At 68.1% G+C, this 24,343-nt stretch carries 22 protein-coding genes; 14 read left to right on the top strand and 8 right to left on the bottom strand.

All coding sequences use genetic code 11. From position 1 onward, the window contains the following. Nucleotides 1–49 precede the first annotated feature (49 nt). The 5 genes from QH168_RS01690 to QH168_RS01670 all read left to right on the top strand — a co-directional run bounded on the left by QH168_RS01690 (nt 50) and on the right by QH168_RS01670 (nt 4,904). Entirely contained in the window at nt 50–883 is an 834-nt protein-coding gene (locus QH168_RS01690) for an ABC transporter ATP-binding protein (protein ID WP_280232577.1), read from the top strand. Nucleotides 884–931: 48 nt separating this feature from the next. Next, entirely contained in the window at nt 932–1,741 is an 810-nt protein-coding gene (locus tag QH168_RS01685) for an NUDIX hydrolase (protein ID WP_280232576.1), read from the top strand. A 33-nt stretch (nt 1,742–1,774) separates the two neighbouring features. Then, nucleotides 1,775–2,551 (top strand): enoyl-CoA hydratase-related protein, encoded by a 777-nt coding sequence (locus QH168_RS01680; protein WP_280232575.1) that lies wholly within the window; start codon nt 1,775–1,777, stop codon nt 2,549–2,551. Between the two features lie 71 nt (nt 2,552–2,622). Then, nucleotides 2,623–3,600, top strand: a complete 978-nt coding sequence (locus QH168_RS01675) for a class I SAM-dependent methyltransferase (protein ID WP_280232574.1) — start codon at nt 2,623–2,625, stop codon at nt 3,598–3,600. 35 nt (nt 3,601–3,635) lie between these two features. Continuing rightward, nucleotides 3,636–4,904, top strand: coding sequence for a THUMP-like domain-containing protein (locus QH168_RS01670; RefSeq protein WP_432421013.1), 1,269 nt, complete (start codon nt 3,636–3,638; stop codon nt 4,902–4,904). A gap of 143 nt (nt 4,905–5,047) precedes the next feature. On the opposite strand, the gene QH168_RS01665 is transcribed toward QH168_RS01670, so the two are convergent. Together QH168_RS01665 and QH168_RS01660 are read right to left on the bottom strand one after the other, a co-directional pair. Then, a complete protein-coding gene (locus tag QH168_RS01665; protein ID WP_280232572.1) occupies nt 5,048–5,596 on the bottom strand; it encodes a DUF1697 domain-containing protein in 549 nt (182 codons plus the stop codon). 61 nt (nt 5,597–5,657) lie between these two features. Then, on the bottom strand, nt 5,658–6,398 hold the full coding sequence (locus QH168_RS01660) for an acyltransferase (protein ID WP_175583100.1): 741 nt from the start codon (nt 6,396–6,398) through the stop codon (nt 5,658–5,660). Nucleotides 6,399–6,637: 239 nt separating this feature from the next. On the opposite strand from QH168_RS01660, the gene QH168_RS01655 reads away from it, so the two are divergent. Continuing rightward, nucleotides 6,638–7,930 carry a PQQ-binding-like beta-propeller repeat protein gene (locus tag QH168_RS01655; protein WP_280232571.1) on the top strand — a complete coding sequence of 431 codons (1,293 nt, stop codon included), beginning with the start codon at nt 6,638–6,640 and terminating at the stop codon, nt 7,928–7,930. A gap of 10 nt (nt 7,931–7,940) precedes the next feature. Here the strand turns inward: QH168_RS01655 and QH168_RS01650 are convergent, their stop codons facing one another. From QH168_RS01650 to QH168_RS01640, 3 genes are read right to left on the bottom strand one after another with little or no spacing between them, the layout of a single operon-like run. Beyond that, nucleotides 7,941–9,203: a glycosyltransferase family 4 protein gene (locus QH168_RS01650; RefSeq protein WP_280232570.1), complete on the bottom strand. Its 1,263-nt coding sequence runs from the start codon at nt 9,201–9,203 to the stop codon at nt 7,941–7,943. Continuing rightward, entirely contained in the window at nt 9,200–10,738 is a 1,539-nt protein-coding gene (locus QH168_RS01645) for a glycoside hydrolase family 57 protein (RefSeq protein ID WP_280232569.1), read from the bottom strand. The genes QH168_RS01650 and QH168_RS01645 overlap by 4 nt, the downstream gene beginning before the upstream one ends. Further along, nucleotides 10,735–11,499 (bottom strand): class I SAM-dependent methyltransferase, encoded by a 765-nt coding sequence (locus QH168_RS01640; protein ID WP_280232622.1) that lies wholly within the window; start codon nt 11,497–11,499, stop codon nt 10,735–10,737. The genes QH168_RS01645 and QH168_RS01640 overlap by 4 nt, the downstream gene beginning before the upstream one ends. Nucleotides 11,500–11,743: 244 nt before the next feature. Between QH168_RS01640 and QH168_RS01635 the strand changes: the two genes are divergently transcribed. The 4 genes from QH168_RS01635 to QH168_RS01620 all read left to right on the top strand — a co-directional run bounded on the left by QH168_RS01635 (nt 11,744) and on the right by QH168_RS01620 (nt 15,320). Beyond that, entirely contained in the window at nt 11,744–12,529 is a 786-nt protein-coding gene (locus QH168_RS01635; protein WP_280232568.1) for an electron transfer flavoprotein subunit beta/FixA family protein, read from the top strand. Nucleotides 12,530–12,568: 39 nt separating this feature from the next. Then, entirely contained in the window at nt 12,569–13,525 is a 957-nt protein-coding gene (locus tag QH168_RS01630) for an electron transfer flavoprotein subunit alpha/FixB family protein (protein WP_280232567.1), read from the top strand. A gap of 100 nt (nt 13,526–13,625) precedes the next feature. Next, the gene (locus QH168_RS01625) at nt 13,626–14,285 is read left to right on the top strand and encodes a Uma2 family endonuclease (protein ID WP_280232566.1); all 660 of its coding nucleotides are present in this window, start codon (nt 13,626–13,628) and stop codon (nt 14,283–14,285) included. A 102-nt stretch (nt 14,286–14,387) separates the two neighbouring features. Next, nucleotides 14,388–15,320 (top strand): aminoglycoside phosphotransferase family protein, encoded by a 933-nt coding sequence (locus tag QH168_RS01620; RefSeq protein ID WP_280232565.1) that lies wholly within the window; start codon nt 14,388–14,390, stop codon nt 15,318–15,320. A 3-nt stretch (nt 15,321–15,323) separates the two neighbouring features. Here the strand turns inward: QH168_RS01620 and QH168_RS01615 are convergent, their stop codons facing one another. Further along, a complete protein-coding gene (locus tag QH168_RS01615; RefSeq protein WP_280232564.1) occupies nt 15,324–16,181 on the bottom strand; it encodes a LysR family transcriptional regulator in 858 nt (285 codons plus the stop codon). Between the two features lie 132 nt (nt 16,182–16,313). Between QH168_RS01615 and QH168_RS01610 the strand changes: the two genes are divergently transcribed. The 3 genes from QH168_RS01610 (at nt 16,314) to QH168_RS01600 (ending at nt 19,690) form a co-directional block, all read left to right on the top strand. Then, complete coding sequence (locus QH168_RS01610) at nt 16,314–17,618, top strand: NAD(P)/FAD-dependent oxidoreductase (protein ID WP_280232563.1); 1,305 nt, start codon at nt 16,314–16,316, stop codon at nt 17,616–17,618. 186 nt (nt 17,619–17,804) lie between these two features. Beyond that, a complete protein-coding gene (locus QH168_RS01605) occupies nt 17,805–18,632 on the top strand; it encodes a GNAT family N-acetyltransferase (RefSeq protein WP_280232562.1) in 828 nt (275 codons plus the stop codon). Then, entirely contained in the window at nt 18,629–19,690 is a 1,062-nt protein-coding gene (locus tag QH168_RS01600) for a lysophospholipid acyltransferase family protein (protein ID WP_280232561.1), read from the top strand. The genes QH168_RS01605 and QH168_RS01600 overlap by 4 nt, the downstream gene beginning before the upstream one ends. A gap of 135 nt (nt 19,691–19,825) precedes the next feature. Here QH168_RS01600 and QH168_RS01595 read toward each other — a convergent pair whose 3' ends face one another. Then, entirely contained in the window at nt 19,826–20,197 is a 372-nt protein-coding gene (locus QH168_RS01595) for a hypothetical protein (RefSeq protein ID WP_280232560.1), read from the bottom strand. Between the two features lie 384 nt (nt 20,198–20,581). On the opposite strand from QH168_RS01595, the gene QH168_RS01590 reads away from it, so the two are divergent. Further along, nucleotides 20,582–22,576 carry an NB-ARC domain-containing protein gene (locus tag QH168_RS01590; protein WP_280232559.1) on the top strand — a complete coding sequence of 665 codons (1,995 nt, stop codon included), beginning with the start codon at nt 20,582–20,584 and terminating at the stop codon, nt 22,574–22,576. Here the strand turns inward: QH168_RS01590 and QH168_RS01585 are convergent. Beyond that, the gene (locus QH168_RS01585; RefSeq protein WP_280232558.1) at nt 22,565–24,166 is read right to left on the bottom strand and encodes a hypothetical protein; all 1,602 of its coding nucleotides are present in this window, start codon (nt 24,164–24,166) and stop codon (nt 22,565–22,567) included. The genes QH168_RS01590 and QH168_RS01585 overlap by 12 nt on opposite strands. Between the last annotated feature and the right edge of the window lie 177 nt (nt 24,167–24,343).

Here is a 24,343-nt window from a genome sequence, read left to right as displayed (position 1 = left end):
ACCAGCGGTACGCGGGCCGGTCGTACGCCCGTGCGGGTTTTGGGCCAAGATGGAGCGCGTGCCGCAACCGGATCCCGATCTGCTCATCGACTTCACCGACGTCACCATCCGCCGCTCGGGGCATACCCTCGTCGGCCCGGTCACCTGGCAGGTCGAGCTCGACGAACGCTGGGTCGTGCTCGGCCCCAACGGCGCGGGCAAGACCTCACTGCTGCGGATGGCCGCCGCGGAGGTGCATCCGACCTCCGGTCTCGCGAATCTGCTCGGCGAGACCCTCGGCAAGGTCGACATCAACGAACTGCGGCCTCGCATCGGCCTGTCCTCGGCCGCAGTCGCCAGCCGCGTACCGCGCGACGAGAAGGTCAGCGATCTGGTGGTCTCGGCCGGATACGCGGTGCTCGGCCGCTGGCGCGAACGCTACGACGATATCGACACCGACCGCGCCATCGATATGCTCGAAAGCCTCGGCGCCGAACATCTGGCCGACCGCACCTACGGCACCCTGTCCGAAGGTGAGCGCAAGCGCGTACTGATCGCCCGCGCCCTGATGACCGATCCGGAACTGCTGCTGCTGGACGAACCCGCCGCCGGGCTGGACCTGGGCGGGCGCGAGGAACTGGTGGAACGGCTCGGCGATCTGGCCTCGGACCCGGACGCCCCCGCCACCGTGCTGGTCACCCACCATGTGGAGGAGATCCCGCCCGGATTCACCCACGGCCTGCTGCTCAACGAGGGCAATGTCGTGGCGCAGGGTCTGCTCTCGGATGTGCTCACCGCCGAGAACCTCAGCGAGGCGTTCAGCCAGTCCATCGCACTCGACCGCGTCGACGGCCGCTATTTCGCCCGTCGGGCCCGCCGCTTCGGCAGCCACCGCTCCCGCTGACAGACCTCGTCCGGGCCGTCGACACCAAGCGGGCGTTAGGGTGCAGGAATGAGTGATGTGGTGCTGCCCAAGGACGCTTCGACGGTGATGCTGGTGCGGGACGGGGTCACCGGTCCCGAGGTGTTCTTGCAGCGCCGGGTGGGCGCTATGGCCTTCGCCGCCGGAATGACGGTTTTTCCGGGCGGCGGGGTGGACCCCTCCGATGCGACCGCCGACCTATCCTGGGCAGGCCCCGAACCGGACTGGTGGGCGGACAAGTTCGGCACCACCGCACCGCGCGCCAAAGCGCTCGTCTGCGCGGCCGTGCGAGAAACCTTCGAGGAGTGCGGCGTCCTGCTGGCCGGACCCACCGCCGATCGGGTCGTCGCCGATACCACCGGCTACCGCGATGCCAGGGGCAAGCTGGAGCGGCGGGAGCTGTCGCTGGCCGAATTCCTGGTCGAGGAGAACCTGGTGCTGCGCGCGGACCTGCTGCGGCCGTGGGCGAACTGGATCACCCCCGTCGTGGAGCCGCGCCGCTACGACACCCGCTTCTTCGTGGCGGTGCTCCCGGAGGGCCAACTCGCCGACGGCGCCACCTCCGAGGCCGCCGAGGTCCAATGGCGCACCCCGGCCGAGGCCCTCGACCGCTGGCGTGCGGGCACCGACATCCTGCTTCCGCCCACCTGGGCCCAGCTCGACGCGCTGGCCGGATACGCCTCCACCGCCGAAATCCTCGCCGCCGAACCCACCATCGACCCGGTGGAACCGATCTTCAGCGCCGCCGAGGGCAAGAAGGCGCTGAGCTTCCCCGACGCGGCCCGCTACTTCGACGACCTGCCCGATCAGCGCAAACTCCAGGGCACCACGCGCGAATGAGAGATCCGGCGCGCACCCGGTAGCGTGCCAGCCATGGCCGAATTCGTGACCGTGGACGAGCTGGACGGCGAGACCGACCGCCGGGTGGCGGTGGTGCGTATCGCCCGTGCGCCGATGAACCTGCTGAACATCCAGGTGGTGCGCGAACTGGCCGCAGCGACCGCCGCGGTGGCGCGGAATCCACGGATCGCGGCGGTGGTCGTCTACGGCGACGAACGGGTCTTCTGCGCGGGCGACGATCTCGCCGAACTGGCCGCGCTCGCACCCGAACAGGCGACCGCGGTGGCGGCGGATCTACAAGACGCGCTCGGCTGCCTGGCCAGGCTCCCGCAGCCGACCGTGGCCGCCATCAGCGGCTATGCACTCGGCTCGGGTCTGGAACTCGCGCTCGGCGCCGACCGTCGCGTCATCGGTGACAATGTCAAGCTCGGACTGCCGCAGATCAAGGCGGGGCTGATCCCGCTCGCCGGTATCCGGCGGTTGACCGCGCTGATCGGACCGGGCGCGGCCAAGGATCTGGTGTACACCGGCCGCTTCGTCGAACCCGACGAAGCGCGTTCGCTCGGACTGGTCGACGAGGTCGTCGCCCCCGACGATGTGTACACCGCGGCCGTGCGTTGGGCGAGCGGATTCCTCGACGGTCCGGCGCGCGCGCTGGCGGCGGCGAAAGCGGTCTTCGAGGCGGGCCCGCACGGCCATGATCGGGCCCGTATCGCGTGGTCGGAGCTGTTCGACACCGAAGATCGCCTGATAGGAACACGTTCTTATTTTGCCGATGGTCCCGGCTCCGCGGAGTTCGTCGGACGCTGATCCGGCGACCGCCCGCGCGATCGCACCCTCTGCTGTGATCAGGCAAGATCGAGGCGTTAGGCTAGGCGACCATGACGGTACGCCACGACGACCCCGCGCCGAACCCGCATGCCACCGAGGCCGAGGTCGAAGCCGCGCTCAAGGACACCAAACTCGCCCAGGTCCTCTATCACGACTGGGAAGCCGAGACCTACGACGACAAGTGGTCGATCTCCTATGACGAACGGTGTATCGAATACGCGCGCGGGCGCTTCGACGCCGCGGTGGGTCCGGTGGCGCTGCCGTACGGGCGGGCATTGGAACTGGGCTGCGGCACCGGCTTCTTCCTGCTGAACCTGATGCAGGCCGGGGTGGCCAAGAGCGGTTCGGTGACCGATCTGTCGCCGGGCATGGTGAAGGTCGCGCTGCGCAACGCGCAGAACCTCGGCCTCGATGTGGACGGTCGCGTCGCCGACGCCGAGACCATCCCCTATGAGGACAACACCTTCGACCTGGTCGTCGGGCACGCCGTGCTGCACCACATCCCCGATGTCGAACTCGCGCTGAAGGAATGCCTGCGCGTGCTCAAGCCCGGCGGTCGTCTCGTCTTCGCGGGTGAGCCCACCACCGCGGGCAACTTCTACGCGCGTTGGCTCGGCCGGATCACCTGGGGCGCCACCACCAACCTCACCAAGCTGCCCGGTCTGGCGAGCTGGCGTCGGCCGCAGGAGGAACTGGACGAGTCCTCCCGCGCCGCGGCCCTCGAAGCCGTGGTCGATCTGCACACCTTCGAGCCCGATCAGCTCGAGGCGATGGCCCGTTCGGCCGGTGCGATCGAGGTGGCCGCGCACACCGAGGAATTCGCCGCCGCGCTGTGGGGCTGGCCGGTGCGCACCTTCGAGGCCGCCGTGCCCGCCGAGAAGCTCACCTGGCGTTACCGGATGGCCATGTACAAGGCGTGGCTGGGCCTGAGCTGGGTCGACGAGAACGTGATGAGCCGCGTGGTGCCGCGCCAGTTCTTCTACAACGCCATGATCACCGGTGTGAAGCCGGGCGCCGCGGCCGAGTAGTGGGTTACGGCTTCGGCCACGAGGACGTCGTCTTCCTGGCCGGTGCGGCGGGCGCCGCCGCACTGGCCGAGGTGGACCGGCTGGAGTTGACCCCCGCGACACACCTGCGCGATCTGGAGCGGGTGCGTCGCGCCCATGGTGAGCGGGCGGCCGCCCTGATCGAGACCGTCCGGTTGCGGCGGCGCGCCACCGCCAAACTCGACGGTGCGGGGGAGTGGCTGTTCACCGACGACGCCGTGCAGCAGGCGACGCCGACGCTCGTGGCGCGGCATCGGGCGGCCCGCCTGGCCGGGCGTGCGGTCCATGATGTGACCTGCTCGATCGGCGCGGAGCTGACCGAACTCGTCCGCGTCTGCCCGTCGGTGATCGGGAGCGATCTGGACCGGGTTCGACTTGCGATGGCCAAGCACAATCTCGGTCGGGCTACCACAACCCCGAAGGCCGTCGACTCGACCGTTCCCGCTGCTGCGGCGGATTCGCCGATTCGGTCCGAACGCGTGGCTAACCATGCTTCGGCCGCCGGGATGTCGACGGGCGATATCGGCTCGGCGCGCGCGCGGAGCGTGGTGCTGGTCCGCGCGGACGCACTGGTGCCGTGCAGCCGCGACACGGTGGTCATCGCTGATCCGGCGCGGCGTGCCGATGGCAAACGCACCCACGACCCGGCAAAGCTGCAACCACCGCTGCCCGATCTGCTCGCGGCCTACTCCGGGCGCGATCTGGCCGTGAAATGCGCTCCAGGACTGGATTTCGACACCCTCGCCTGGTCGGGTGAGGTCGAGGTGGTGTCGCTGGACGGATCGGTCCGCGAGGCCTGCCTGTGGACGCCGGGACTCACCGATCCCGGTGTCACCCGTCGCGCGACCGTACTGTCGTCCACCGGTCGACCCAGCACGCTCACCGATGCCGAATCCGATGACATCCCGGAACGGGAGCCGGGCGAATGGATCATCGATCCCGACGGCGCCGTCGTCCGCGCCGGACTCGTCCGCCACTATGCCGCCAAACATGGCCTGTGGCAGTTGGACCCGCGCATCGCCTACCTCACCGGTGACCGCGTCCCCGAGGGTATGCGCGGGTTCCGGGTACTCGACCGGCTGGACTTCCGAGAGAAGTCACTGCGCGCCGAACTGCGCCGCCGCGATTGCGGCACACTGGAAATCCTGGTGCGCGGAGTCGACATCGACCCCGACCAGCTGCGGCGCCGCCTGAAACAAACCGGCGCGCAGCCCTATACGCTCGTGATCACCCGCATCGGCCGCACCGCGACGGTATTCCTGTGCCGGGCCGAGCCGGGCCGATGAGCCGTCAGGGCGCATGGCAGCTCGTGCACTGAGGCCGGATGCGGGTACATGTCGCCGACTCGCGCTGGCGCCGCGATCTCGACGGCAACACCGTCGTATCCTGGGGCCAGGATCGGATCGTCGCTGAACTGTGGATCCTGACGCTATCCGGGCAGTTCCATCTTCTTCACCACGCGCTGCACCGTCAGCCAGGTGCGGGTGGTGATGTCTTTGCCGTATGTGCGGTCGAGCCAGGCCATGAAATCGGGTGTGTTCGGTGTGCTGTTGTCGATGACGCTGAGAAATACTCGCGCCGCCGGGTCGAAGCCGACCACACGGGTGCGTGGATCGGGTTCGGCGGGCAGTTGGACCGGGTCCGCTGTGGTCCCCTTGAGGAAGGTCGCGGTCAGATAGGTGGCGGGGCCGTGCGTGAGTCCCTCGAACGGGTCGGTGTCCAGCAGCGTGCGCAACTGGTCGTAATCGCGGATGATCGTGCCGCCGGGGATGCCGAGATCGCCGTTGAGCGCCTCCTGGATGCGATCCTCGAGTTCGGCGGGATCGGTCTCCTCGGTGCGGAAGACGATATTGCCGCTCGATACCACCGAGGCGACGGCCTCGAAACCGAGCCGGGTGAACACACCACGCAACTTGTCGTTGGTCATGTTCGGGTTCATCGGGGCGATCCCGCGCAACAGCGCCGCGTACCTCGTCATGGGCCGACCGTAGCCGACCCGGCCGACAACCGGGCATCGGGCGAGGCCACGCCCGACCGTCTCAGGCCTGTGCGGTCGCCCCGTTCTTCTTCCGTTCGATGTCCTCGAGTGCGGCCAGGTAGGCGGCGCGCTGTTCGGCGCCGGACTCCCACGCGGCCTTACGGTTCTTGACCACCTTCGCCGGTGCGCCGACCGCGATGGAGTAATCAGGAATCTCACCCTTGACCACCGCGTGTGCGCCGAGCACACAACCGCGGCCGACGCGGGTTTCGCGCAGCACCGTCACCTTGGCCGCGATCCAGGTGTCGGGGCCGATGCGGACCGGGCTCTTCACGATGCCCTGATCCTTGATCGGCAGGGTGATGTCGTCCATCTTGTGGTCGAAGTCGCAGATGTAGCACCAGTCCGCGACCAGCGTGGATTCCCCGATCTCGATATCGAGGTAGGTGTTGACCACGTTGTCCTTACCGAAGACCACCTTGTCGCCGATGCGCAGCGAACCCTCGTGGCAGCGGATGGCGTTACCGTCGCCGATGTGCACCCAGCGGCCGATCTCCATCCGGCCCAGCTCCGGCGTCGCGTGGATCTCCACCCGGCGGCCGAGGAACACCATGCCGCGCAACACGATATGCGGATTCGTCAGCCGGAACTTGAACAGCCGGTAGTAACGCACCAGGTACCAGGGGGTGTAGGCGCGGTTGGCCAGCACCCAGCGCAGCGAGGCAAGGGTAAGGAATCGCGCCTGCCGAGGATCACGGCGACGCGATCCACGCCACCGTGAACGCAACGGTGCGCCCCACATGCTCGTCACGAACTGTTCTCCCGTCGTGTGTCCGGGTGTGGCCCGGTCGGTCGTCGCGGACAGGTTGCCCTGTATCGCGCACACAGCCTACTGACGTGCTGCCCATGGCGGACCGATACCCGTCGGCTAACCTCACTGGCACGCGCGGGCGCGCGGGGAGACGACCACGGCAGAACGCGTGAGAGGGTGAGCAGCAGGTGCGAATCGGCGGCGTACGAGCTGTATCCGGACGGCCACGGTTGCGCGTACGCACAGCGGCTGCGCTACTGGCCGTCGGCGCCGTGATCCTCACCGGATGCGGCACCGACGTCGATGACATCACCGTCGGTCCGGGCCTCGGCTGGCCCGGTCCGCATCACGACGGCCACAACAGCGCCACCAGCCCGGTCACCGGTGCGCGCGATCTCGCGTTGAGCTGGTCGCGCCCGGTCGGCGGTCCGATCGCGACGCCGGTCGGTGTCGGCGCCGAGGGGCAGCTGTTCGTCACCACCCGGATCGCGTCGGGCTGCAACATCTTCTCCTTCCAGATCCCCACCGGTCGTAAGCGGTTCTGTAATCCGCTGGGGCCGAACGCGATCTCCTCACCGACCGTGATCGACGGCCTCACCAACGTCTACGTCGGCGACGACAGCGGCGTGAGTTCGATGAACAACCTCGGCCAGCCGCGCTGGCGCACCCCGGTGGCGGGTGTCCCGGTGTCGTTGCAGTTCACCGGCGACAGCAATCTGCTGACCATCACCCAGACCGGCCAGCTCGATGTGCTGTCCCGGCAGACCGGTCGACGCCTGGTGCCGACCATGCAGCTGCTCGGCCAGCCCGATTACCTCGAACTGCCCGCGCTGAGCTGGCCCGCGTCCGGTGACGGTCTCATCGACTGCCATGACGGCGGGCCGCAGTGTGCGGTGGCCAATGTGTCGCCGATCGACACCTCCTCCGGCCGCTTCTACGCGACGGTGTGGCGTCCGGGCGAGGCGCGGGCCTCGCTGGTGGCGCTACGCTACGGCGACGGTGGTGTGGAGCAGCTGTGGAGCGCCGAGATGCTCGAGGGCGGCAGCGCGACCAGTCCCGCCCTGTCCGCGGACGGCGCCACCGTCTATGTCGGTGACAACAGCAACCGCCTCATCGCGGTCGACGCCGTGGAGGGCAGCACCAAATGGGTGCATCCACTGGAGTGGACACCCCGTCGCGGCCTGTCCGTCTCCGGTGACGGGCTGATCATTCCGGCGGGCGACGACGGCCATCTGCTCGCGTTGCGCGATAACGGTGACTCGGTCGAACCGGTGTGGGAGCGTAAGGATCTCGTCCAGCGCGGCGCCCCGGCCCAGACCGCGGGCCATACCGGCTACACCGTGGCGGCCATCGGCGACGGCCTCGCGCTGATCACCTTCGATACCGAAACCGGCGAAACCCTCGATTCCGATACCCTGCCCGGCGCATCGGGGACCACCACCGGCACCTCGGTCAGCGCGGATGGTGAGGTGGTCGTGGCCACCCGGATCGGTGAGATCTTCGTCTTCGCGCCGCAGGACTGAGCGGGCCAGGTCAGATCGGCTGGTTCGGATCGCGTTCCGGTAGCGGGCGGGTGGTGATGACGGGGCGGCCGAGCGGGGTCCGCACCCGGCGTTTCGCGGCCGAATACACCTGCGCGGTCTCCGCGGCCACCACATCCCAGGCGAAATCGGCCGTCAGGCGTTCCCGCGCGGCATAGGCGCGGTCCTGTGCGGCGGCCGGGTCGTCGAGCACCGCGCGCACCGCCTGGACGAGACCGTCCACATCGGCCGGTTCGAACGAGGCACCGGTCACGCCGTCGATCACGGCCTCACCGAGCCCACCGGCGGTCGAGGTGACCAGCGGGGTTCCGGCGGCAGCGGCTTCCAACGCGACGATGCCGAACGGCTCGTAACGACTCGGCAGCACGATGGCGTCGGCACCGTGCAGCCAGCCGAGCAGTTCGGTGTGGTCGAGCTGACCGGCGAAGGTGATCGCGCGCGCCACCCGATGCACCCTGGCCCGTTCGCGCAGCCATTCGAACTGGGTGCCGACACCGGCGATGGTGAGCGTGGTGCCGGGGTGGGCGCGCCGGATGCGCGGCAGGGCCGCGATCGCGTCCTGTACGCCCTTCTCGTATTCGAGCCTGCCCACATACAGCAGCCGCGGCGGGCCACTGCGCGGCGGGCGCGGACGGAAGGTCCAGGCCCCGACGTCGATGCCGTTGCGGATGACCGTGAGCGGAATGCGTTCGGGACCGTAGAGCCGCTCCACCTCGTCCTGCATGGACGCCGAACAGGTGATGAGGGCATCGGATTCGTTGGCCAGCCACCACTCCACCGAATGCACCTGCCGGTTCACCCGGCCCGACACCCAGCCGCTGTGCCGCCCGGCCTCGGTGGCGTGGATGGTCGACACCAGCGGCACATCGTAGTACTCGGCCAGCGCGATGGCCGGATGCGCGACCAGCCAGTCGTGGGCGTGCACCACATCGGGGGTCCAGCCGTCGCCGATACCCGGTTTGCCCAGCGCGACACCGGCGCGCACCATGGCGTGGCCCATGGCCAGCGTCCAGGCCAGCATGTCCTCGCCGAAATCGAAGAACGGCGGATCCTCGGCGACCGCCACCACGAGCACGCCATCGGCGATGTAGGAGTGCGTGGGGTGGGTCGACGGGTCGGTGCCAGTGGGTCGGCGCGCCAGCACCACCACCTCATGGCCTGCGGCGGCGAGCTCGGTGGCCAGGTGATGGACGTGTCTGCCCAGCCCGCCGACGACCACCGGCGGGTATTCCCACGACACCATCAAGATCTTCATGTATGTCCTTCTGAGGTGGCAGCGCGCAGCCGACGCGCGTCCAGGGCCGGGAAGAATCCGTCGGCCGCCCTCCATCCTGCCGCCAACTGCCGTGCTTTGGCGAGCTGACCGGCCCCGACGGCCGCCGCGATCTCGCGGACGGCATGGGCGTGCTGATGTGCGCGTTCGCGCGCGTAGCCAGCGGCGGAGTCCTTGCTGACCATGAACGCCCAGTCGCTGGACACGGTCAGGATCGCCTCACGCAGCAGTTGATCGGCCACCCGGTCGCGGCCGGTCGCCGGTCCGCTCGCGCGCATCTTGTCGACGGTGTCGAGTGCGAGCGCGACGATATCGTCATTGAGTTCCACCAGGTCACGCACCTGATCACCGGCCCAGACCCGCCAATCCTTGCCCGAGCCCCAGGACGAATCGGTCAGCTGCACCGGCTCGCCCACGTAGCCGCCCGCCCTGGCGTCGGCCAGGGTGCCGACGGTGACGCCCGCCGCCGGGAGCGCCCGCAGCACCTGGGCCAGCCACTGCGGACCCTCATGCCACCAGTGCCCGAACAGTTCGGTATCGAACGCGGCCACGACCAGTGCGGGCCGGCCGATCCGCTCGGATTCGGTGATGAGCCGTTCCCGGACCGTCGCCACGAAATCGTCGACGTCGGCGCGGACGGCGGCGGATGCCAGCTCGGGGTCGTAGGGCGCTTTGTCGGGTCCGGCGACCGTCTTGCCGGTGACGCGGGCCGGTTTGAGACCGGTGGCGTGGTCGTAGTGATGGAAGTCGCGGTAGGCGCTGTGGCCCGGATAGCCGGATTTGGGTGACCACACCCGATAGCTGACCTGGAGATCACGTCCGAACGCCACCACATCGGACTCGCGCACCGGCCGTCCGAGGGTGGAATCACCGCGCAACGCGGGACCATCCACCATGAAATGCGTCACACCGGCGGCGTCGTAGCCGACCTCCATGCCGGGGGTGTAGCCGCATTCCGGCGCCCAGATCCCGGCCGGGGTGTGTCCCCACCGCAGCCGGGCGTCGGCCAGCCCTTCGCTCAGCTGGAATTCCCGCAGCCGCGGATTCAGCAGTGGCTGGAACGGATGTGCCAACGGGCCGCCGAGCAGTTCGATCGCCTCGGCGTCGATCAGCTGCCGCCAGACCGGTGCGGCGCCGTGGCGCCAGTGCTGTTCGAATTCGGTCAGCGCGGCCGCGGCCAGCCGGTGTTCATGACGCCCGAGCGCGACATTGCCCGCCATGGAAGCCTCATCGGCGCGCAACTGCCAGTTGCCGAGCCAGTGATGCATACCGGCCAGGCAGTGCGGATCGTCGAGCTGGGCGGCGAGCACCGGGGTGATGCCGAGGGTCAGCAGATGCGAACGTCCTTCGGCAGCAAGGGTTCTGAGCACCTCGACGACCGGAAGGTAGGACGCCGCCCAGGATTGGTAGAGCCATTCCTCGCCCACCGGCCAGCGCCCGTGATGCGCCAGCCAGGGCAGATGCGAGTGCAGGACCAGGGTGAACTGGCCCGGCACGGGTTGTGCGTCGACGGTCAAGGCTTCACCGCGATGGCCACCAGATCCAGGCTCGCATCGATATCGTCGGGGGTGAGGGCGAAATCGTCGATGGTCACCGCGGCGACATCGGCGGTGAGTTCGGCGGGCCAGGGTTGTCCGGCGAGTGCGCGTTCGATCTGGGCGTCGATGAACGAGCCGCCGTGCTTGGCGTCCAACGCTTTCAGCGTCGCGCCGTGGTGCACGCCGGTCATCAGCGACACCTCGAAACCGGCCTCGATCAGCAGCTCGGTCAGTTCGGCGGCATCGAGTTCCCTGGTGTGGAAGGGGTTGAGCGGGGTGTCGCGGCCGGGGGAGAAGGTGATCCGGTTGGGGGTGCTGATCAGCAGCTCACCGCCGTGGCGCAGCACCCGCAGACATTCGCGCAGGAACTGGCCCTGATCCCAGAGGTGTTCGATCACTTGGAAATTCACCACGACGTCGACCGAGGCGTCCTCGAGGGGCAGCTCGGCGAGATTGCCCTGGATCATCTCCACGCGCGGATAGCGCGCGCGTACGTGCTCGACGGCGCTCGCGTCATAGTCCACCCCGATAACGCGGTCCGCGACCCCGGCGATCATATCGGCGCCGTAGCCCTCGCCCGAGCCCGCCTCGAGGACCACCTTGTCCGCGCAGCGGTCCAGCAGGCGCGCGTAGGCGATCTCGTGCCTGCGGAACCAGTAGTTCTCCTCGGCGATTCCGGGCACGGTGCGCTCGCCGGTCAGCGGCAGCGGGTCGATGGCGCCCGGCGTCGCGGCGGTCATGGGTGCCGGTTCGCCTACTGCGGCAGGAATCACAGCCTCGCTCATCGGTCCGACGTTACTGGTAGGGCTGTCCGAACGTGTTCCCGGTCTGGTGTTCAGGACCGTCACGGAGTAAGTTACCCACGAGTAACTTAACGTAGGGTAGTGTCACGCCCTGAGCGACTCACATGGACGTACGGCCCGCCGGATCGTGCGACCGACCGCCCATCCCCCGTTACCCAGAACAGGAGGTCGACGAAGACCGATGCCGAACATCGTCGTACTCATCAAGCAGGTTCCCGACACCTGGTCCGAGCGCAAGCTCTCCGATGGTGACTTCACCCTCGACCGCGAGGCCGCCGACGCGGTGCTCGACGAGATCAACGAGCGCGCCGTCGAGGAAGCGCTGCTGATCAAGGAGGCGCAGGGCGGCGAGGTCACCGTGCTGTCGGCCGGACCCGACCGCGCCACCGAGGCCATCCGCAAGGCGCTGTCCATGGGCGCCGACAAGGCCATCCACATCAACGACCCGGCCATCCACGGCTCCGACGCCGTGCAGACCGCGTGGGTGCTGGCCGGTGCGCTCGGCCAGGTGGAAGGCGTCGAGCTGGTCATCGCCGGTAACGAGGCCACCGACGGCCGCGCCGGTGCCGTGCCCGCGATCATCGCCGAGTACCTGGGCATCCCGCAGCTGACGCACATCCGCAAGCTCACCGTCGACGGCGACAAGGTCACCGCCGAGCGCGAGACCGACGACGGCGTGTTCAAGCTCGAGGCCAACCTCCCGGCCATCGTCTCGGTCACCGAGAAGATCAACGAGCCGCGCTTCCCCTCCTTCAAGGGCATCATGGCCGCCAAGAAGAAGGAAGTGCAGACCTTCACCCTGGCCGATCTGGGCATCGACCCCTCCACCGTCGGTGTCGCCAACGCGGGCACCGCGGTCACTGCGTCGACCCCGAAGCCCCCGCGCACCGCGGGCGAGAAGATCGCCGACGAAGGCGACGGCGGCACCAAGATCGCCCAGTACCTCATCGGTCAGAAGATCATCTGATCCGGCCAGGCTGACGAGACTTCTTAGGAGAGAACACAAATGGCAGAAGTACTTGTGCTCGTCGAGCACGCCGACGGTGCGGTCAAGAAGGTCAGCACCGAACTGATCACCGCCGCGCGCGCCCTCGGCTCGCCGTCGGCCGTGGTGCTCGGCACCGCGGGCACCGGTGAGAAGCTGGCCGACGCGCTCGCCGCCGCGGGCGCCGAGAAGATCTACATCGCCGAATCCGACGATGTCGAGAACTACTTGGTGACCCCGAAGGTCGACGTGCTGGCCGGTCTGGTCGAGGCCGCCGCGCCCGCCGCCGTCATCGTGTCCGCCTCCGCCGAGGGCAAGGAGGTATCGGGCCGCCTCGCCGCCCGCATCGGCTCCGGCCTGCTCGTCGACGTCATCGGCGTCAACGACGACGGTTCGGTCGTGCACTCCATCTTCGGTGGCGCCTTCACCGTCGACGCCAAGGCCACCGGCGATGTGCCGGTGATCTCGGTGCGCCCGGGTGCGGTCGAGGCCGCGCCGCAGGCCGGTGCCGGTGAGAAGGTCACCGTCGAGGTCCCGGCGCAGGAAGAGGGCGTGGTCAAGGTGACCGCGCGGGAGCCGGTCGTGGCCGGTGACCGTCCGGAACTCACCGAGGCGGGCATCGTGGTCTCCGGTGGCCGTGGTGTCGGTTCGGCCGACAACTTCTCGGTCGTCGAGGCGCTGGCCGATTCGCTGGGTGCCGCCGTCGGCGCGTCCCGTGCCGCGGTCGACTCCGGCTACTACCCGGGCCAGTTCCAGGTCGGTCAGACCGGTAAGACGGTCTCCCCGCAGCTCTACATCGCCCTCGGCATCTCCGGCGCCATCCAGCACCGTGCCGGTATGCAGACCTCGAAGACCATCGTCGCGGTCAACAAGGATGAAGAGGCCCCGATCTTCGAGATCGCGGACTACGGCATCGTGGGCGACCTGTTCAATGTCACCCCGCAGCTGACCGAAGCGGTCAAGTCGCACAAGGGCTGAACACCCGCGCACTGAGCGCATCCCCGTGGCCTCGGCTGGAAACAGCCGAGGCCACGGGGATTTTCCGGGTGGTCGGAGGTCAGCGAGATATCATGCGAGCATGACCGTGCCGAGCAAGTCGAGCACCGAGCACCCGGATCTTCCTGAGCGCATGACCTGGGAAGAATTGGAGACGCTGCCCGACGAGATCGCCGCCCAGATCGAGCTGTGGGATCGGCGCGTGGTGTGGGTATGGCGAGGGCCGGGCGAACATCAGCTGGCCACATTGTTGCTGGCGCAGGAGATCAGGAGATGCGCAGGCGATGACAGAGCCGCTCATCCTGAGCGATGCTGGCGCGGAAACCTCGAGACCAACGTCTTTTTCGGAACCACCGGAAAGTCGGATTTCGTCACCCCCGATTTCCTGGTCCACCGCTGCCTCCCGCCTGGCAGTGACGTCCGTGCCACCGACACGGTAGTGGTCGGCGAGGTGCTGTCCCCGTCGAACACTCCAGCAGAAATCGAAGCAAAGAAGGCGCGGTACGCCGGTGCCGGTATTCCCTCGTACTGGGAGATCGACCTGAACCCGGATCTCACCGGTATCGGGGCGATCCGCGCATACATCCTCGAGATCGGCCACGCCGAGCTGCCGCCGGGTGTACGACCATTGCGGTCGTCGAACTATCTGCTGGCGGGCGAATGGACACCGGATTCGGCTGGCGGAGTGTCGTTCCCGTACCCCTTCTCGATCGAGATCGCCTGGTCTGCCCTCGCATTCTGAGCCGGTGGCCCTGGGCATATCTCCCAGCCGGTCCGTCGTGTCATGGGTGGCCAGGCACGACCATCGGTTGCCTGATGGTCTCCGACCCCGCACGCTGGCAGCGTGACGATCTCGGTGCCGCCGCAGGTGGCCGAAACCATTCGCGAATTCTTCGACGACGAAGGTGAACGCTGGCTGGCGGCGTTACCGGAACTGGTGGCGCAGCGGTGCCGGGACTGGGGGCTCGAGCTGATCGGGGAGCCGTTCGGCGGCGGCACACATTCGCTCGTGGCGCCGGTGCGGCGGGCTGACGGCTCGGTCGCGGTGGTGAAGGTTCCGTTCGTCGATACGGAGAACGCCGGTGAACCCGCCGGGTTGTGGCGCTACGACGGTGACGGTGCCATCCGGTTGTACGACTTCGATCCCGGCAGCGGTGCAATGCTGCTGGAATGGGCGCGGCCCGGGATTCCGTTGTTGTCGCAGCCGACGCCGCCGCTGGAAGGTCGGCCCGACCATGCCGACAAGATCCTGACCGCCGCAGGGCTGTATCGGCGTCTGCGCCGCGCACCCGGCGATCTACCGGCCGGATACCCGGTGCCGCCGTCGACCTCGGACGTCGTGGCCGAGTGGGCGCGGTGGTCTGAGGACGCCGATATCGTCGCCGCGGTACCGGAACCACTGTTGGAGCGAGCCCGCGGCTGGTGTGTCGACCTCGCCGAACTCGACGGTCCGCTGTTGATCGTCAACCGGGACACCCATCTGGGCAATATCGTTGCCGCCGAACGGGAACCGTGGTTGCTCATCGACCCCAAGCCGTACCTGGGCGAGGCGGCCTTCGATGCCGGGTTCCTGATTCTCAAACAGGTGCAGAGCGATCCGAACCCAGAGCACGCACACCGAATGGTCGCCGCCACCGCCGACGCACTCGGGGTGGGTCGCGAACGAGCCCGCGGGTGGGCATACATGCGGGCGTTGGAACAGGTGGTCTGGTCGATCGAGGACGACGACGAGGTGTCGGCGCATGATCTGGCGGTCGTGCAAGCGTTGGCCCGGTAGCCGCTATGCGCAATGCAGTGCCGCGAGCAGGGTGGTGAGGATGGGCGAGCGACGGGCCCCGGTACGTAGAACCGCGCTCACCGGAACCCGCAGGGGGCGCCCGGCCAGTTCGAGGGTGGAGATGCCGTCGATCGGGCTGTTCGCGTAGAGGATCGTCCAGGTGTCCGGGTGGGTGATCAGTTCCATCGTCGCCGTGTGATCCGGCGGAATCGGCGGACCGTAGGTGGGTCCGGCGGGCTGGTCGGCGAACGCCGCGCGCACCACATTGTGCAGCAGCACCTGTTCGGACTCCGGGGGGAGCAGCAGCGGGTAGGCGCTGAGATCGCTCAGCGTGACATCGGTGCGCCCGGCCAGCGGATGTGAGGTGGCGGTGGCGATCATCAGATCCTCCACCCACAACTGTTCGACGGTCAGACCGGGCTGATCGACGCTGCCGCGGATCAGCGCCAGATCGCAGTCGCCGTCCGCCACGGCGGCGATCCGCTGACGGAACGGTTTGATGACGAACTCGATCTCCGCACCCGGATGCGCGTCGCGGGCCCCGGCGATGGCCGACAGCGACCGCGTGGCGAACGACATGTTCGCCGCGAGCCGGATGCGCGGGCGCGAGGTCCGCACCGCGGCCCGGATGGCAGACTCGAGGCTGAGCATCTGCTTGGCCAGGGGGAGCAGCCGGGTACTCGCATCGGTCGGCACCACCGATCGGGTGGACCGCTCGAAGAGCTGGACGCCGAGGTCGTGTTCGAGCCGGGCGATCTGATGGCTGATGGCGGACTGCGAGATATAGCACCGGGTGGCCGCCCGGCTGAAGCTGAGCTCCTCGCACACCGCGACGAAGTAGGTGAGCTGCCGAAGCTCCACGGCGGGCTCCATTCATTAGTGATACAGATAAGAGTCATCTATATTATGCGCCCTGACGGGTGAAATATCTGCATCCCCGATAACGGTTCATCATGATGAGAATGCTGTCATGATCAACAGGGGTGCTGTGGGATGCGTACCAGTGAAGCCGTACAGGCGGCGAAGCCGGAGTTTGTGGAAGCTGTCATCGTCGGATCGGGATTCGGCGGTCTGGCCGCGGCCAAGCAGTTGGCCAAATCGGGTGTGAACTACGTACTCATCTCGAGCACGCCGGAACATCTGTTCCAACCGCTGCTCTACCAGGTCGCCACCGGTGTACTGGCCGCCGACGAGATCGCGCCGCCGATCGCCTCGATCCTGCGCAGGCACGATACGGCCGATGTGCGGTTGGGCAAGGTCACCGCGATCGACCCCGACGCCGCCGAACTCGTCTACGAGACCGCCGACGGACCGCGTCGCATCCGCTACGGATCGCTGATCGCCGCCACCGGTGCCAATCAGTCGTACTTCGGCCGCGACGACTTCGCCGAGAAGACGTTCTCGCTCAAGACCATCGACGACGCCAAGCGGCTGCGCGCACAGATCGACCGGGTGTTCACCGAGGCCGAGCACGCCGACAACGAAACCCGCGAACGCCTGCTCAGCTTCGTCGTCGTCGGTGCCGGCGCGACCGGTGTCGAGGTCGCGGGTCAGCTGGCCGAACTCGCGAAGCGCTATTACCACCAGGACGTGACGGTCACGCTGGTCGAAGGTGCGGGTGAGGTGCTGCCACCGTTCGGCGGTGGGCTCTCGGAATACGCCAAGACCTCGCTCACCAAGGGCGGCGTCGAGGTCATGCTCGGCACCTTCGTCACCGATATCGAACCGGGCAAGGTGACGGTCAAGGACACCGACGGCGTGGAGCGCCGCATCGCGGCCGAGACCGTTGTGTGGTCGGCCGGTGTGCAGGCCAGCGGTTTCACCAAGATCCTGGCCGAAGCCACCGGCGCGGACACCGACCGCGCCGGACGCCTGCTCATCAACCCCGACCTGACCGTCGGCGGCTACGCCGATATCTACGCCATCGGCGATATGACCTCGTTGAAGGGCTATCCGGGCCAGTCGCCGGTCGCCATGCAGGAAGGCAGGCACGCCGCCGACATCATCCGGCGCAAGAAGCTGCCCGGCACCGAGTTCGAATACTGGGACAAGGGCAGCATGGCCGTCATCCGGCGCCGCAGCGCCATCGCCAAGGTGAGCGACAAGATCAAGTTCAAGGGTCTGATCGCCTGGTACATGTGGTTGGCGGTGCATCTGTTCTATCTGGTCGGCTTCCGCAACCGGTTCATGGCCGTCATGGGTTGGCTGGTCGCGTTCACCGGCAATGGGCGGCCCGGCTTCGCCGAGATCGACAAGGATCGGCCCGCTGCCGAGGCGCCGCGACGCATAGCTGCCTGACCAGGCATGATCGCGCTGTGCTCGAACGGGGCGGCGCGAGCGGTTGTGTGTGGCCGACGCCGCGGGGAACGCTCGTCGACGCCGTGGTGAACGTCGAGTGTGACGGCCGTCTCGTTCACCGAACGGGCATATCCGCGACACTCGGCGGATGCTCCGGCGCAGTGTGCGACTGGCCTCATAACGGATATGACTATTACGTCCGTGTTGACGGCCCCGGCTCGACCGACGGACACCGGGGTGGAACGGTCTCGGTACTCACTGGTCGTCTCCTCCGACATCGACCATCGCACGGCCGCACAGCGCCTGCGCTACGACGTCTTCGCCGCCGAACCCGGCTTCCAGATCCCCGATGACGGCACCGGTCTGGACGCCGACCGTTTCGACGAGCACTGCGATCACCTCCTGGTCCGTGACGAGCTGACCGAACAGTTCGTCGGCTGCTACCGGATGCTGCCGCCGGACAAGGTCACCGCTGCCGGCGGCTACTACACCGCCACCGAATTCGACCTCACCCGGCTCGATCCCACCGGGCATCGCATCGTGGAAATGGGCCGGGCCTGCGTGGTGCCCGACCATCGCAACGGCTCGGTGCTGACCCTCATGTGGGCGGGCATCCTGCACTACATCCAGCTCACCGGATACGAATGGGTGATGGGTTGTGTGTCGGTGCCGATGCGCGACAACCCGGACGATCCCGCCGGGGTGAATGTGCGCGGCGTGCGCGATCTATTGCTCGGCAGGCATGCCTGCGACCCCGAACGCCGAGTGGAGCCGTACCGGCCGGTCGTGGTGGACGGCGTATCGCTCGATGATCTCGAACCGCCCGCACGCCCGAAACTGCCGCCGCTACTGCGCGGCTATCTGCGGCTCGGCGCGGAGATCTGCGGTGAACCCGCGCACGACCCGGATTTCGCGGTCGCCGATTTCGTCGCCCTACTCGGCCTCGACACCATCAACACCCGGTACCTGGAGCGCTTGCAGAGTGCTGCCGCCGGGTTGGACGGCGGGCGGTGAGTGCCGTGGTGTTCGATGCTCCACCCGCGACCGCCACGCATCCCTGGATGCCGACCAGCCCGTGCACGGCCGGCTGCGTCCAGCGCACCGATCCGGCGGGCGGCGCGCGCATCGCCGGGCGTGTGTTGCGCCTGGCCGGGCTGATGGCCAGCTATCCGGCGGCGCATGTGCTGACTCCCGCCGCGCGCCGGGAATGGTTGCAGCGCGAGTACGCCCGCGCGGTGCTGCGCGGCTGCGGGATCGAACTGCGCGTGATCGACAATCGAGGATCGGCGGCCGAATCATCCACCCGCAGTGCCGATCCTGTCTCCGCCGAGAGTGTGGCGAGCGGCATGACGAAGCGCGCACCGGCTCGTCGTGGTGCGCGTTACGCCGAACCCGGTGCGGGGGTGCTGGTGGTCGCCGGGCATATCGGTTGGTCGGATGTGGTGGTGTTGGCCGCGGTGCAGCCGCTGGGATTCGTGGCGCGTGCGGATCTGATCGACTGGCCGATGCTCGGTCGCCTCGCCCAGCTGATGCGGATCATCCCCATTGAACGCGAGCGGTTACGCGCGCTGCCGGGCGTGGTTGCCCAGATCGCCGAGCGACTCGCCGCGGGCGAGCGCGTCGCGGCGTTCCCAGAGGGCACCACCTGGTGCGGGCGCGCCTACGGCAAGCTGCGTCCCGCGCTCTTCCAGGCGGCCGTCGGTACCGGCACACCGGTCCAGCCGGTTCGGCTGCGGTATCTCGACGCCAACGGGGAGCCCTGCACCGCACCGGGTTTCGTCGGCGATGACACATTCGGCACCTCGGCGCGGCGGGTACTCGGGTCGCGCGGCATCGTGGCGGAGATCGTGCTCGAACCGGTGCAGGAGCCCGGTACCGACCGCCGTGATCTGGCCCGCCGCTGCGAAGACCTCATCCGTACGCCCGAACTGTCCGATGGCGCCCGCTCCGCCCTCGCCGCGGCCACACGGCATATCGCCGACGCGGCTGCCCGGTCGGCGCCTCGGGCGGATGCCGACAGGCTGGCGATCGCCGAAAACACCTGGCCCGCGGTGGAACAGCACTCGCGATAGCCACTACGGCGGTGCCGGGCGCGTCGGTGTGGAGTGCCGACGCGCCCGGTCATCGGCGGGTCCGCCGCCGCACCCGTGTCGGAGCTGAACCCGACCGGTGCACGTCACATAGGCGCCGGATGGTCCGGCGCCCGCTCAGAAGGCGCTGCCGGTCGAGGGCAGCGGGAAGTAGCCGCGACCGTGGTGGCCCCGGTCCCAACCGTGGTGATGGCGCCCGCGGTCCCAATCGTGGTCGTGGCGTCCGCGGTTCCAGTCACCGTGACCGCCCCGGTTCCAATCGCCGCGCCCACCACGGTTCCAATCGGAATGACGGCCGTGACCGTGCCCGTGCCGCCCGTGACCGGGCCGGTTGACGGTGTCGAGCCCGTCCGCGGGCTCCAGTACCACGGGCGCCGCGAAGGCGGGCACCGCGAGCGCGGTGACGGGCGCGAAGGCAAGGGCGGAGGCGATGGCGACGCGAGTCAGCGTGCGCCGGGTTCGGCTGTGCTGGTGAGTGTTTCGGCTCATCGGAGTTACCTCATTCGATAGTGTCGCCGGACCGTGGTGGTCGGCGTCCTGATCACCCGGAGTCTGTCGCATCCGGCGATCATCTGTCGTCGTCGAATGTACCGTTAAATAGCGGCGCATTCAATAGGTATAAGATTTCCGCCATTGTTCTGGCTCCCCGTCGTGCGGTTTCCGGCGGTGCGACCAGGTGCGCGGCAGACTCTCCGGCCGCACTCCGAGCAGGCTTCGCGGCGCGCGAGAACCCTGCGAGCCGGTGTCCGACCGGTAGAGTGAGCCAGCGACATCTGACTGTGAAGTGATTGGGGGAGTACGGAATTGTCGTCGTTACCGAACCCGCGGACATTCGGTCGCGCTCAGGCGCTACCGCCCGACGTGACGGCGATCGTGCCGGACTTCGAAACCTGGACCATCGAACCGCCCCCGGCGTTGTTCATCGACCGCGAAGATCTTCTGCGGCTGGCCCGTGAGACCGCCGAGAGCGAGCGGGACGCACCGGCGGTCATTGCGCTGCACGGGTTGTCCTGGAACGGTAAGACGGGGTTGCTGCGGCGTATCGCGGCGGCCTTGCGCGGTATGTTCGATATCGGGTTGACGGTCGATTTCGGGCAGTTGCGCCATGACGGTGCGGTGCCGATGAGCGATGTCGTGACGGGTCTGCTGGATGACCTGTGCGTCGACCAGCGATGGATCCCAACGGATTTGCCCGGGCAGCTCCGCAGATTTCGCGCGGTGACCGAGGGGCGGCGCATTCTGCTGTTGCTCGACGGTGTGTCCGATGCGGCACAGGTGTTGGCCCTGCTGCCCAATTCCCGCCACGCGCTGGTCATCGCGGCGGGTGAGGTCGCCCTCGAGGAACTGGCGGACCACGGCGCCATCATGCGGCGGGTCACCGGATTGGGAACCGAGCACGGCACGGAGTTGCTGGCGCGGTTGGCCGGTGCGCGTGCGGTCTCCCCGCCGGACCGGAGTCGGCGGCTGGTCGAATCGGTCGGCGGGTCTCCGGGAATGCTCCGGGTTCTCGCGGGTCGGCTGCGTTCGCGGCGCGGTCCCTCGCTCGAAGAGCTGCTCGTCGATCTCGACGGACATGCGGCGAATCCGGGACCGGAGCGGCGGTCGATATTGCTGGACAGTGAGCTGATCGAGTTGTTCGCCAACGTCTACGACTGGTTGTCGCCAGCGGCAGCACGGCTGTACCACGTGCTGGGGCAGTTGCCGGGCCGCACGATGTCGGTGCGGATCATCGCCGCGGCACTCGATATGTCCGAGGACGAGGTCGAGCCTCTGATCGACACCATGGTCGAGGGGAACCTGCTGGAGGAGTCCGGCGAGGAGTTCCTGGTACCGGATCTGGTTCGGCGGCATGCGCGGTTGGTCGCGGCCACCGGCGAGGATCCGGACTATCTGGACGCTGCGGTCGCACGCGCGATGGGCGCCTGGGCGGAGGATGCGGTCGCCGCTGATGTCGCTGTTGTCGAGGATCGGTTCCGGGTGGGCGGTGTGCGCCGGGTGCCGGGCGCGCAGGCTTTCGCCTCGAAGGACGAGGCATTGGCATGGCTCGCCCGAAAGCACGAGGATCTGCTCGCGGTCATGCGGGAAGCCGCCGTGAGGGAACGGCATGCGTTGGTATGGACCCTGTTCCAGGCCATGTGGCCGTTCTATACCAATCACTTCCGGCCGCAGGCACAGCGAGAAGCCGGAGATCTCGCTGTCGCGGCGGCCGTCGCGGATGGTGATCGAGCCGTCGAGGCCAGGATGCGATGCTTGCGTGCGCGGGCCTCTTGGGAGGCAGGTGACTTCCCTTCCGCTGGTGCGGATCTCGACCGCGCCACGGAATTGAGCCGGGCCGAGAACGGACCCCTGTTCGCATCGGTACAAGACTTCGTCGGCCAATACCGCTACCGGCAGGGCCATTACGCCGATGCGCTCACCGCCTTCGAATCATCGCTCGCGATCAACGAACGGCTCGGTGACCAACGCGGTATCGCATTGCAGTCACAGTTCTGCGGTCGATGCCTCGGTCGGCTGGGGCGACGGACGGACGCACTGGCCGCGCTGGACCGTGCCGCCGAACTGATCACGTCGTACGACGACGCGCGTACCGCGTCCCGGATCGCCTACAGCCGGGCGGAGGTTCAGATCGCGCTCGGCAACAACTGGGAAGCCGTGGCCAGTTTGCATGATGCCCGTGCCTTCGCCGCCCGGCTGGGGCACACCATGCTGCTCGCTCCTCCCCTGGAGCTGCTCGCCGATATCGCACCGGAGGTCGAAGGCCCGGACACCGAGCGGGACTACGTCGAACAGGTGGTGGCGCTGCATCGCCAGAGCGGTTCTCCGGAGCTGGCGCAGTGGCAGCAGCGTCTCGACGACCTAACGCCCTGACCGGAATTCGACCGTGGTGCGGCGGGAGCCGGTGGTGATCACCAGGTTCGGCAGGTCCGATCGGCCGGGGTGGCGCATTAGCTGGCAGTGCAGCGCCGAAGCGAGCAGCTGAGGATGGCATGCCGTGTCGACGGCATGCGCATGCATCGACCGGCCGTCACGTAGCAGCGCGAACAAGGTGCCCGCGTCGGACGCGGTAGCGGCGATTCGGCAGCCGGGCAGCTCGGACAGCGTCGTCGCCGCCCAGTCGCGCGCCGCATCGCCGTCCATCGGATGGCAGGCGACGACGATGGCGGCGTTCTGGGCCAGTCGCTCATCCGGCTCGTTCGATGCGACGACCAGGTGGTTACCGTCCTCCCGCTCGGCGGGGTTGTCCAGTATCGCCGGGTAGCGGCGCAGGGCGAGCGCGGTGTGTCGGCCGTCGGAGTCGTCGAACTCGACCGCGACACGGAACGCGCCGGGCGTAGTACTCGGCAGCGGCTCGGTCGGAGTCGGCGGCACCATCGACGGCCACGGCGGGGGTGTCAGGTCCAGCAGCTCGTACATCACCGCGCGAAGCCGGTCCTGCGCTCGGCCACGATGGGCGAAGACCTGCTCGGCCAGCCGGTCGAGCAGCGCGTGGTCCACGGTCTCGATGGCCGTGCGGATCTGCGTGGCCAACGGTCGGTCGCGGACCAGTCGAGGTATCTGTTCGCCGAGTTCGGACATCGAGGTGCCGGGTGGCACCTCCGCGGCGCCGAATGCCGCGAGCAACAGCGGCCGACGTAGACCGGTGCTGTAGGCCGAGAGGCTGCCGTGATCTCCGATCACACAATCGGCCGCCGCCAGGACCGCCTTCCACGGCTCGGTCGGTGTGACGAGGATCAGCCCGGCGGCGCGGGCGCGCGCCAGCCAATGCCGCACCTGCCAACTGCCGTGATAGGTCCAGATATTCGGATGGAGAACGGCTGCCACCCGGTATTCGTCATACGGCAGTTGCGCGATCAGTTCCGCGGGTAGTGACGGCCACCGGCCCATCGTCGAGTGCGCACCCCAAGTGGAGGTCATCACGATCAGCGACTGTTCCCGCCGCAGGCCGAGCGACCGCTTGCACCGGTCGCGGTCGCGCGCGAGCAGCGTCAGCCGATCCAGGCAGGGGTCGCCGATCACGGCGGCTCGATCGACCAATCCTGGTGCGGCATCGGCGATATGGCCGAGCTGGTTCTCGTGTGAGAGACCGATCCTGGCCGGTATCGGCCTGCCCTCGTGCCACAACGCGGACGCGGCGAACCCGGACAGGGTGCGTACTCCGTCGGGTGTGGAATGCGGTGAATACTTCTGGAAACCGGCGCCGTGCGGGATCAGGAACAACGGACCGCTGAGCGCATGCAGATCGCTGTTGTCGCTCGCCGCGACTATGAGCTGGAAGTCGGTGCGGGTGGCCTCATCCCATGACACGATCCGCGCGCCGAGGGCCCGGACCTGTTCTGCGAGACCGACACTGAATTCCGAACCTTCGTCGATGGTGAACCACACCTCGATCCGGAGGTCACCGGCGAGCGCGGGAAGAACATCGAGAACGCGATCGAGGGCGGTCGGCGTGCGGGCCACGACCAAGACCCGATGACTCGCATCTACCGTCGCCCAGATCGTTGCTGGCTTGCTGGCTTGCTGGCTTGCTGGCTTGCTGGCTTGCTGGCTTGCTGGCTTGCTGGCTTGCTGGCTTGCTGGCTTGCTGGCTTGCTGGCTTGCTGGCTTGCTGGCTTGCTGGCTTGCTGGCTTGCTGGC

This window comes from Nocardia cyriacigeorgica, assembly GCF_029868385.1.
Taxonomy (GTDB): domain Bacteria; phylum Actinomycetota; class Actinomycetes; order Mycobacteriales; family Mycobacteriaceae; genus Nocardia; species Nocardia cyriacigeorgica_F.
The sequence above is the reverse complement of the archived record's forward strand: the minus strand, read 5'-3'. Positions and strand labels throughout refer to the sequence as shown.

Excerpts from the sequence above, each read along its gene's own strand:
- QH168_RS01690 (WP_280232577.1), top strand. The coding sequence starts at position 50 with ATGGAGCGCGTGCCGCAACCGGATCCCGATCTGCTCATCGACTTCACC.
- QH168_RS01685 (WP_280232576.1), top strand. The coding sequence starts at position 932 with ATGAGTGATGTGGTGCTGCCCAAGGACGCTTCGACGGTGATGCTGGTG.
- QH168_RS01680 (WP_280232575.1), top strand. The coding sequence starts at position 1,775 with ATGGCCGAATTCGTGACCGTGGACGAGCTGGACGGCGAGACCGACCGC.
- QH168_RS01675 (WP_280232574.1), top strand. The coding sequence starts at position 2,623 with ATGACGGTACGCCACGACGACCCCGCGCCGAACCCGCATGCCACCGAG.
- QH168_RS01665 (WP_280232572.1), bottom strand. The coding sequence starts at position 5,596 with ATGACGAGGTACGCGGCGCTGTTGCGCGGGATCGCCCCGATGAACCCG.
- QH168_RS01660 (WP_175583100.1), bottom strand. The coding sequence starts at position 6,398 with ATGTGGGGCGCACCGTTGCGTTCACGGTGGCGTGGATCGCGTCGCCGT.
- QH168_RS01650 (WP_280232570.1), bottom strand. The coding sequence starts at position 9,203 with ATGAAGATCTTGATGGTGTCGTGGGAATACCCGCCGGTGGTCGTCGGC.
- QH168_RS01640 (WP_280232622.1), bottom strand. The coding sequence starts at position 11,499 with ATGACCGCCGCGACGCCGGGCGCCATCGACCCGCTGCCGCTGACCGGC.
- QH168_RS01635 (WP_280232568.1), top strand. The coding sequence starts at position 11,744 with ATGCCGAACATCGTCGTACTCATCAAGCAGGTTCCCGACACCTGGTCC.
- QH168_RS01630 (WP_280232567.1), top strand. The coding sequence starts at position 12,569 with ATGGCAGAAGTACTTGTGCTCGTCGAGCACGCCGACGGTGCGGTCAAG.
- QH168_RS01625 (WP_280232566.1), top strand. The coding sequence starts at position 13,626 with ATGACCGTGCCGAGCAAGTCGAGCACCGAGCACCCGGATCTTCCTGAG.
- QH168_RS01610 (WP_280232563.1), top strand. The coding sequence starts at position 16,314 with ATGCGTACCAGTGAAGCCGTACAGGCGGCGAAGCCGGAGTTTGTGGAA.
- QH168_RS01605 (WP_280232562.1), top strand. The coding sequence starts at position 17,805 with ATGACTATTACGTCCGTGTTGACGGCCCCGGCTCGACCGACGGACACC.
- QH168_RS01595 (WP_280232560.1), bottom strand. The coding sequence starts at position 20,197 with ATGAGCCGAAACACTCACCAGCACAGCCGAACCCGGCGCACGCTGACT.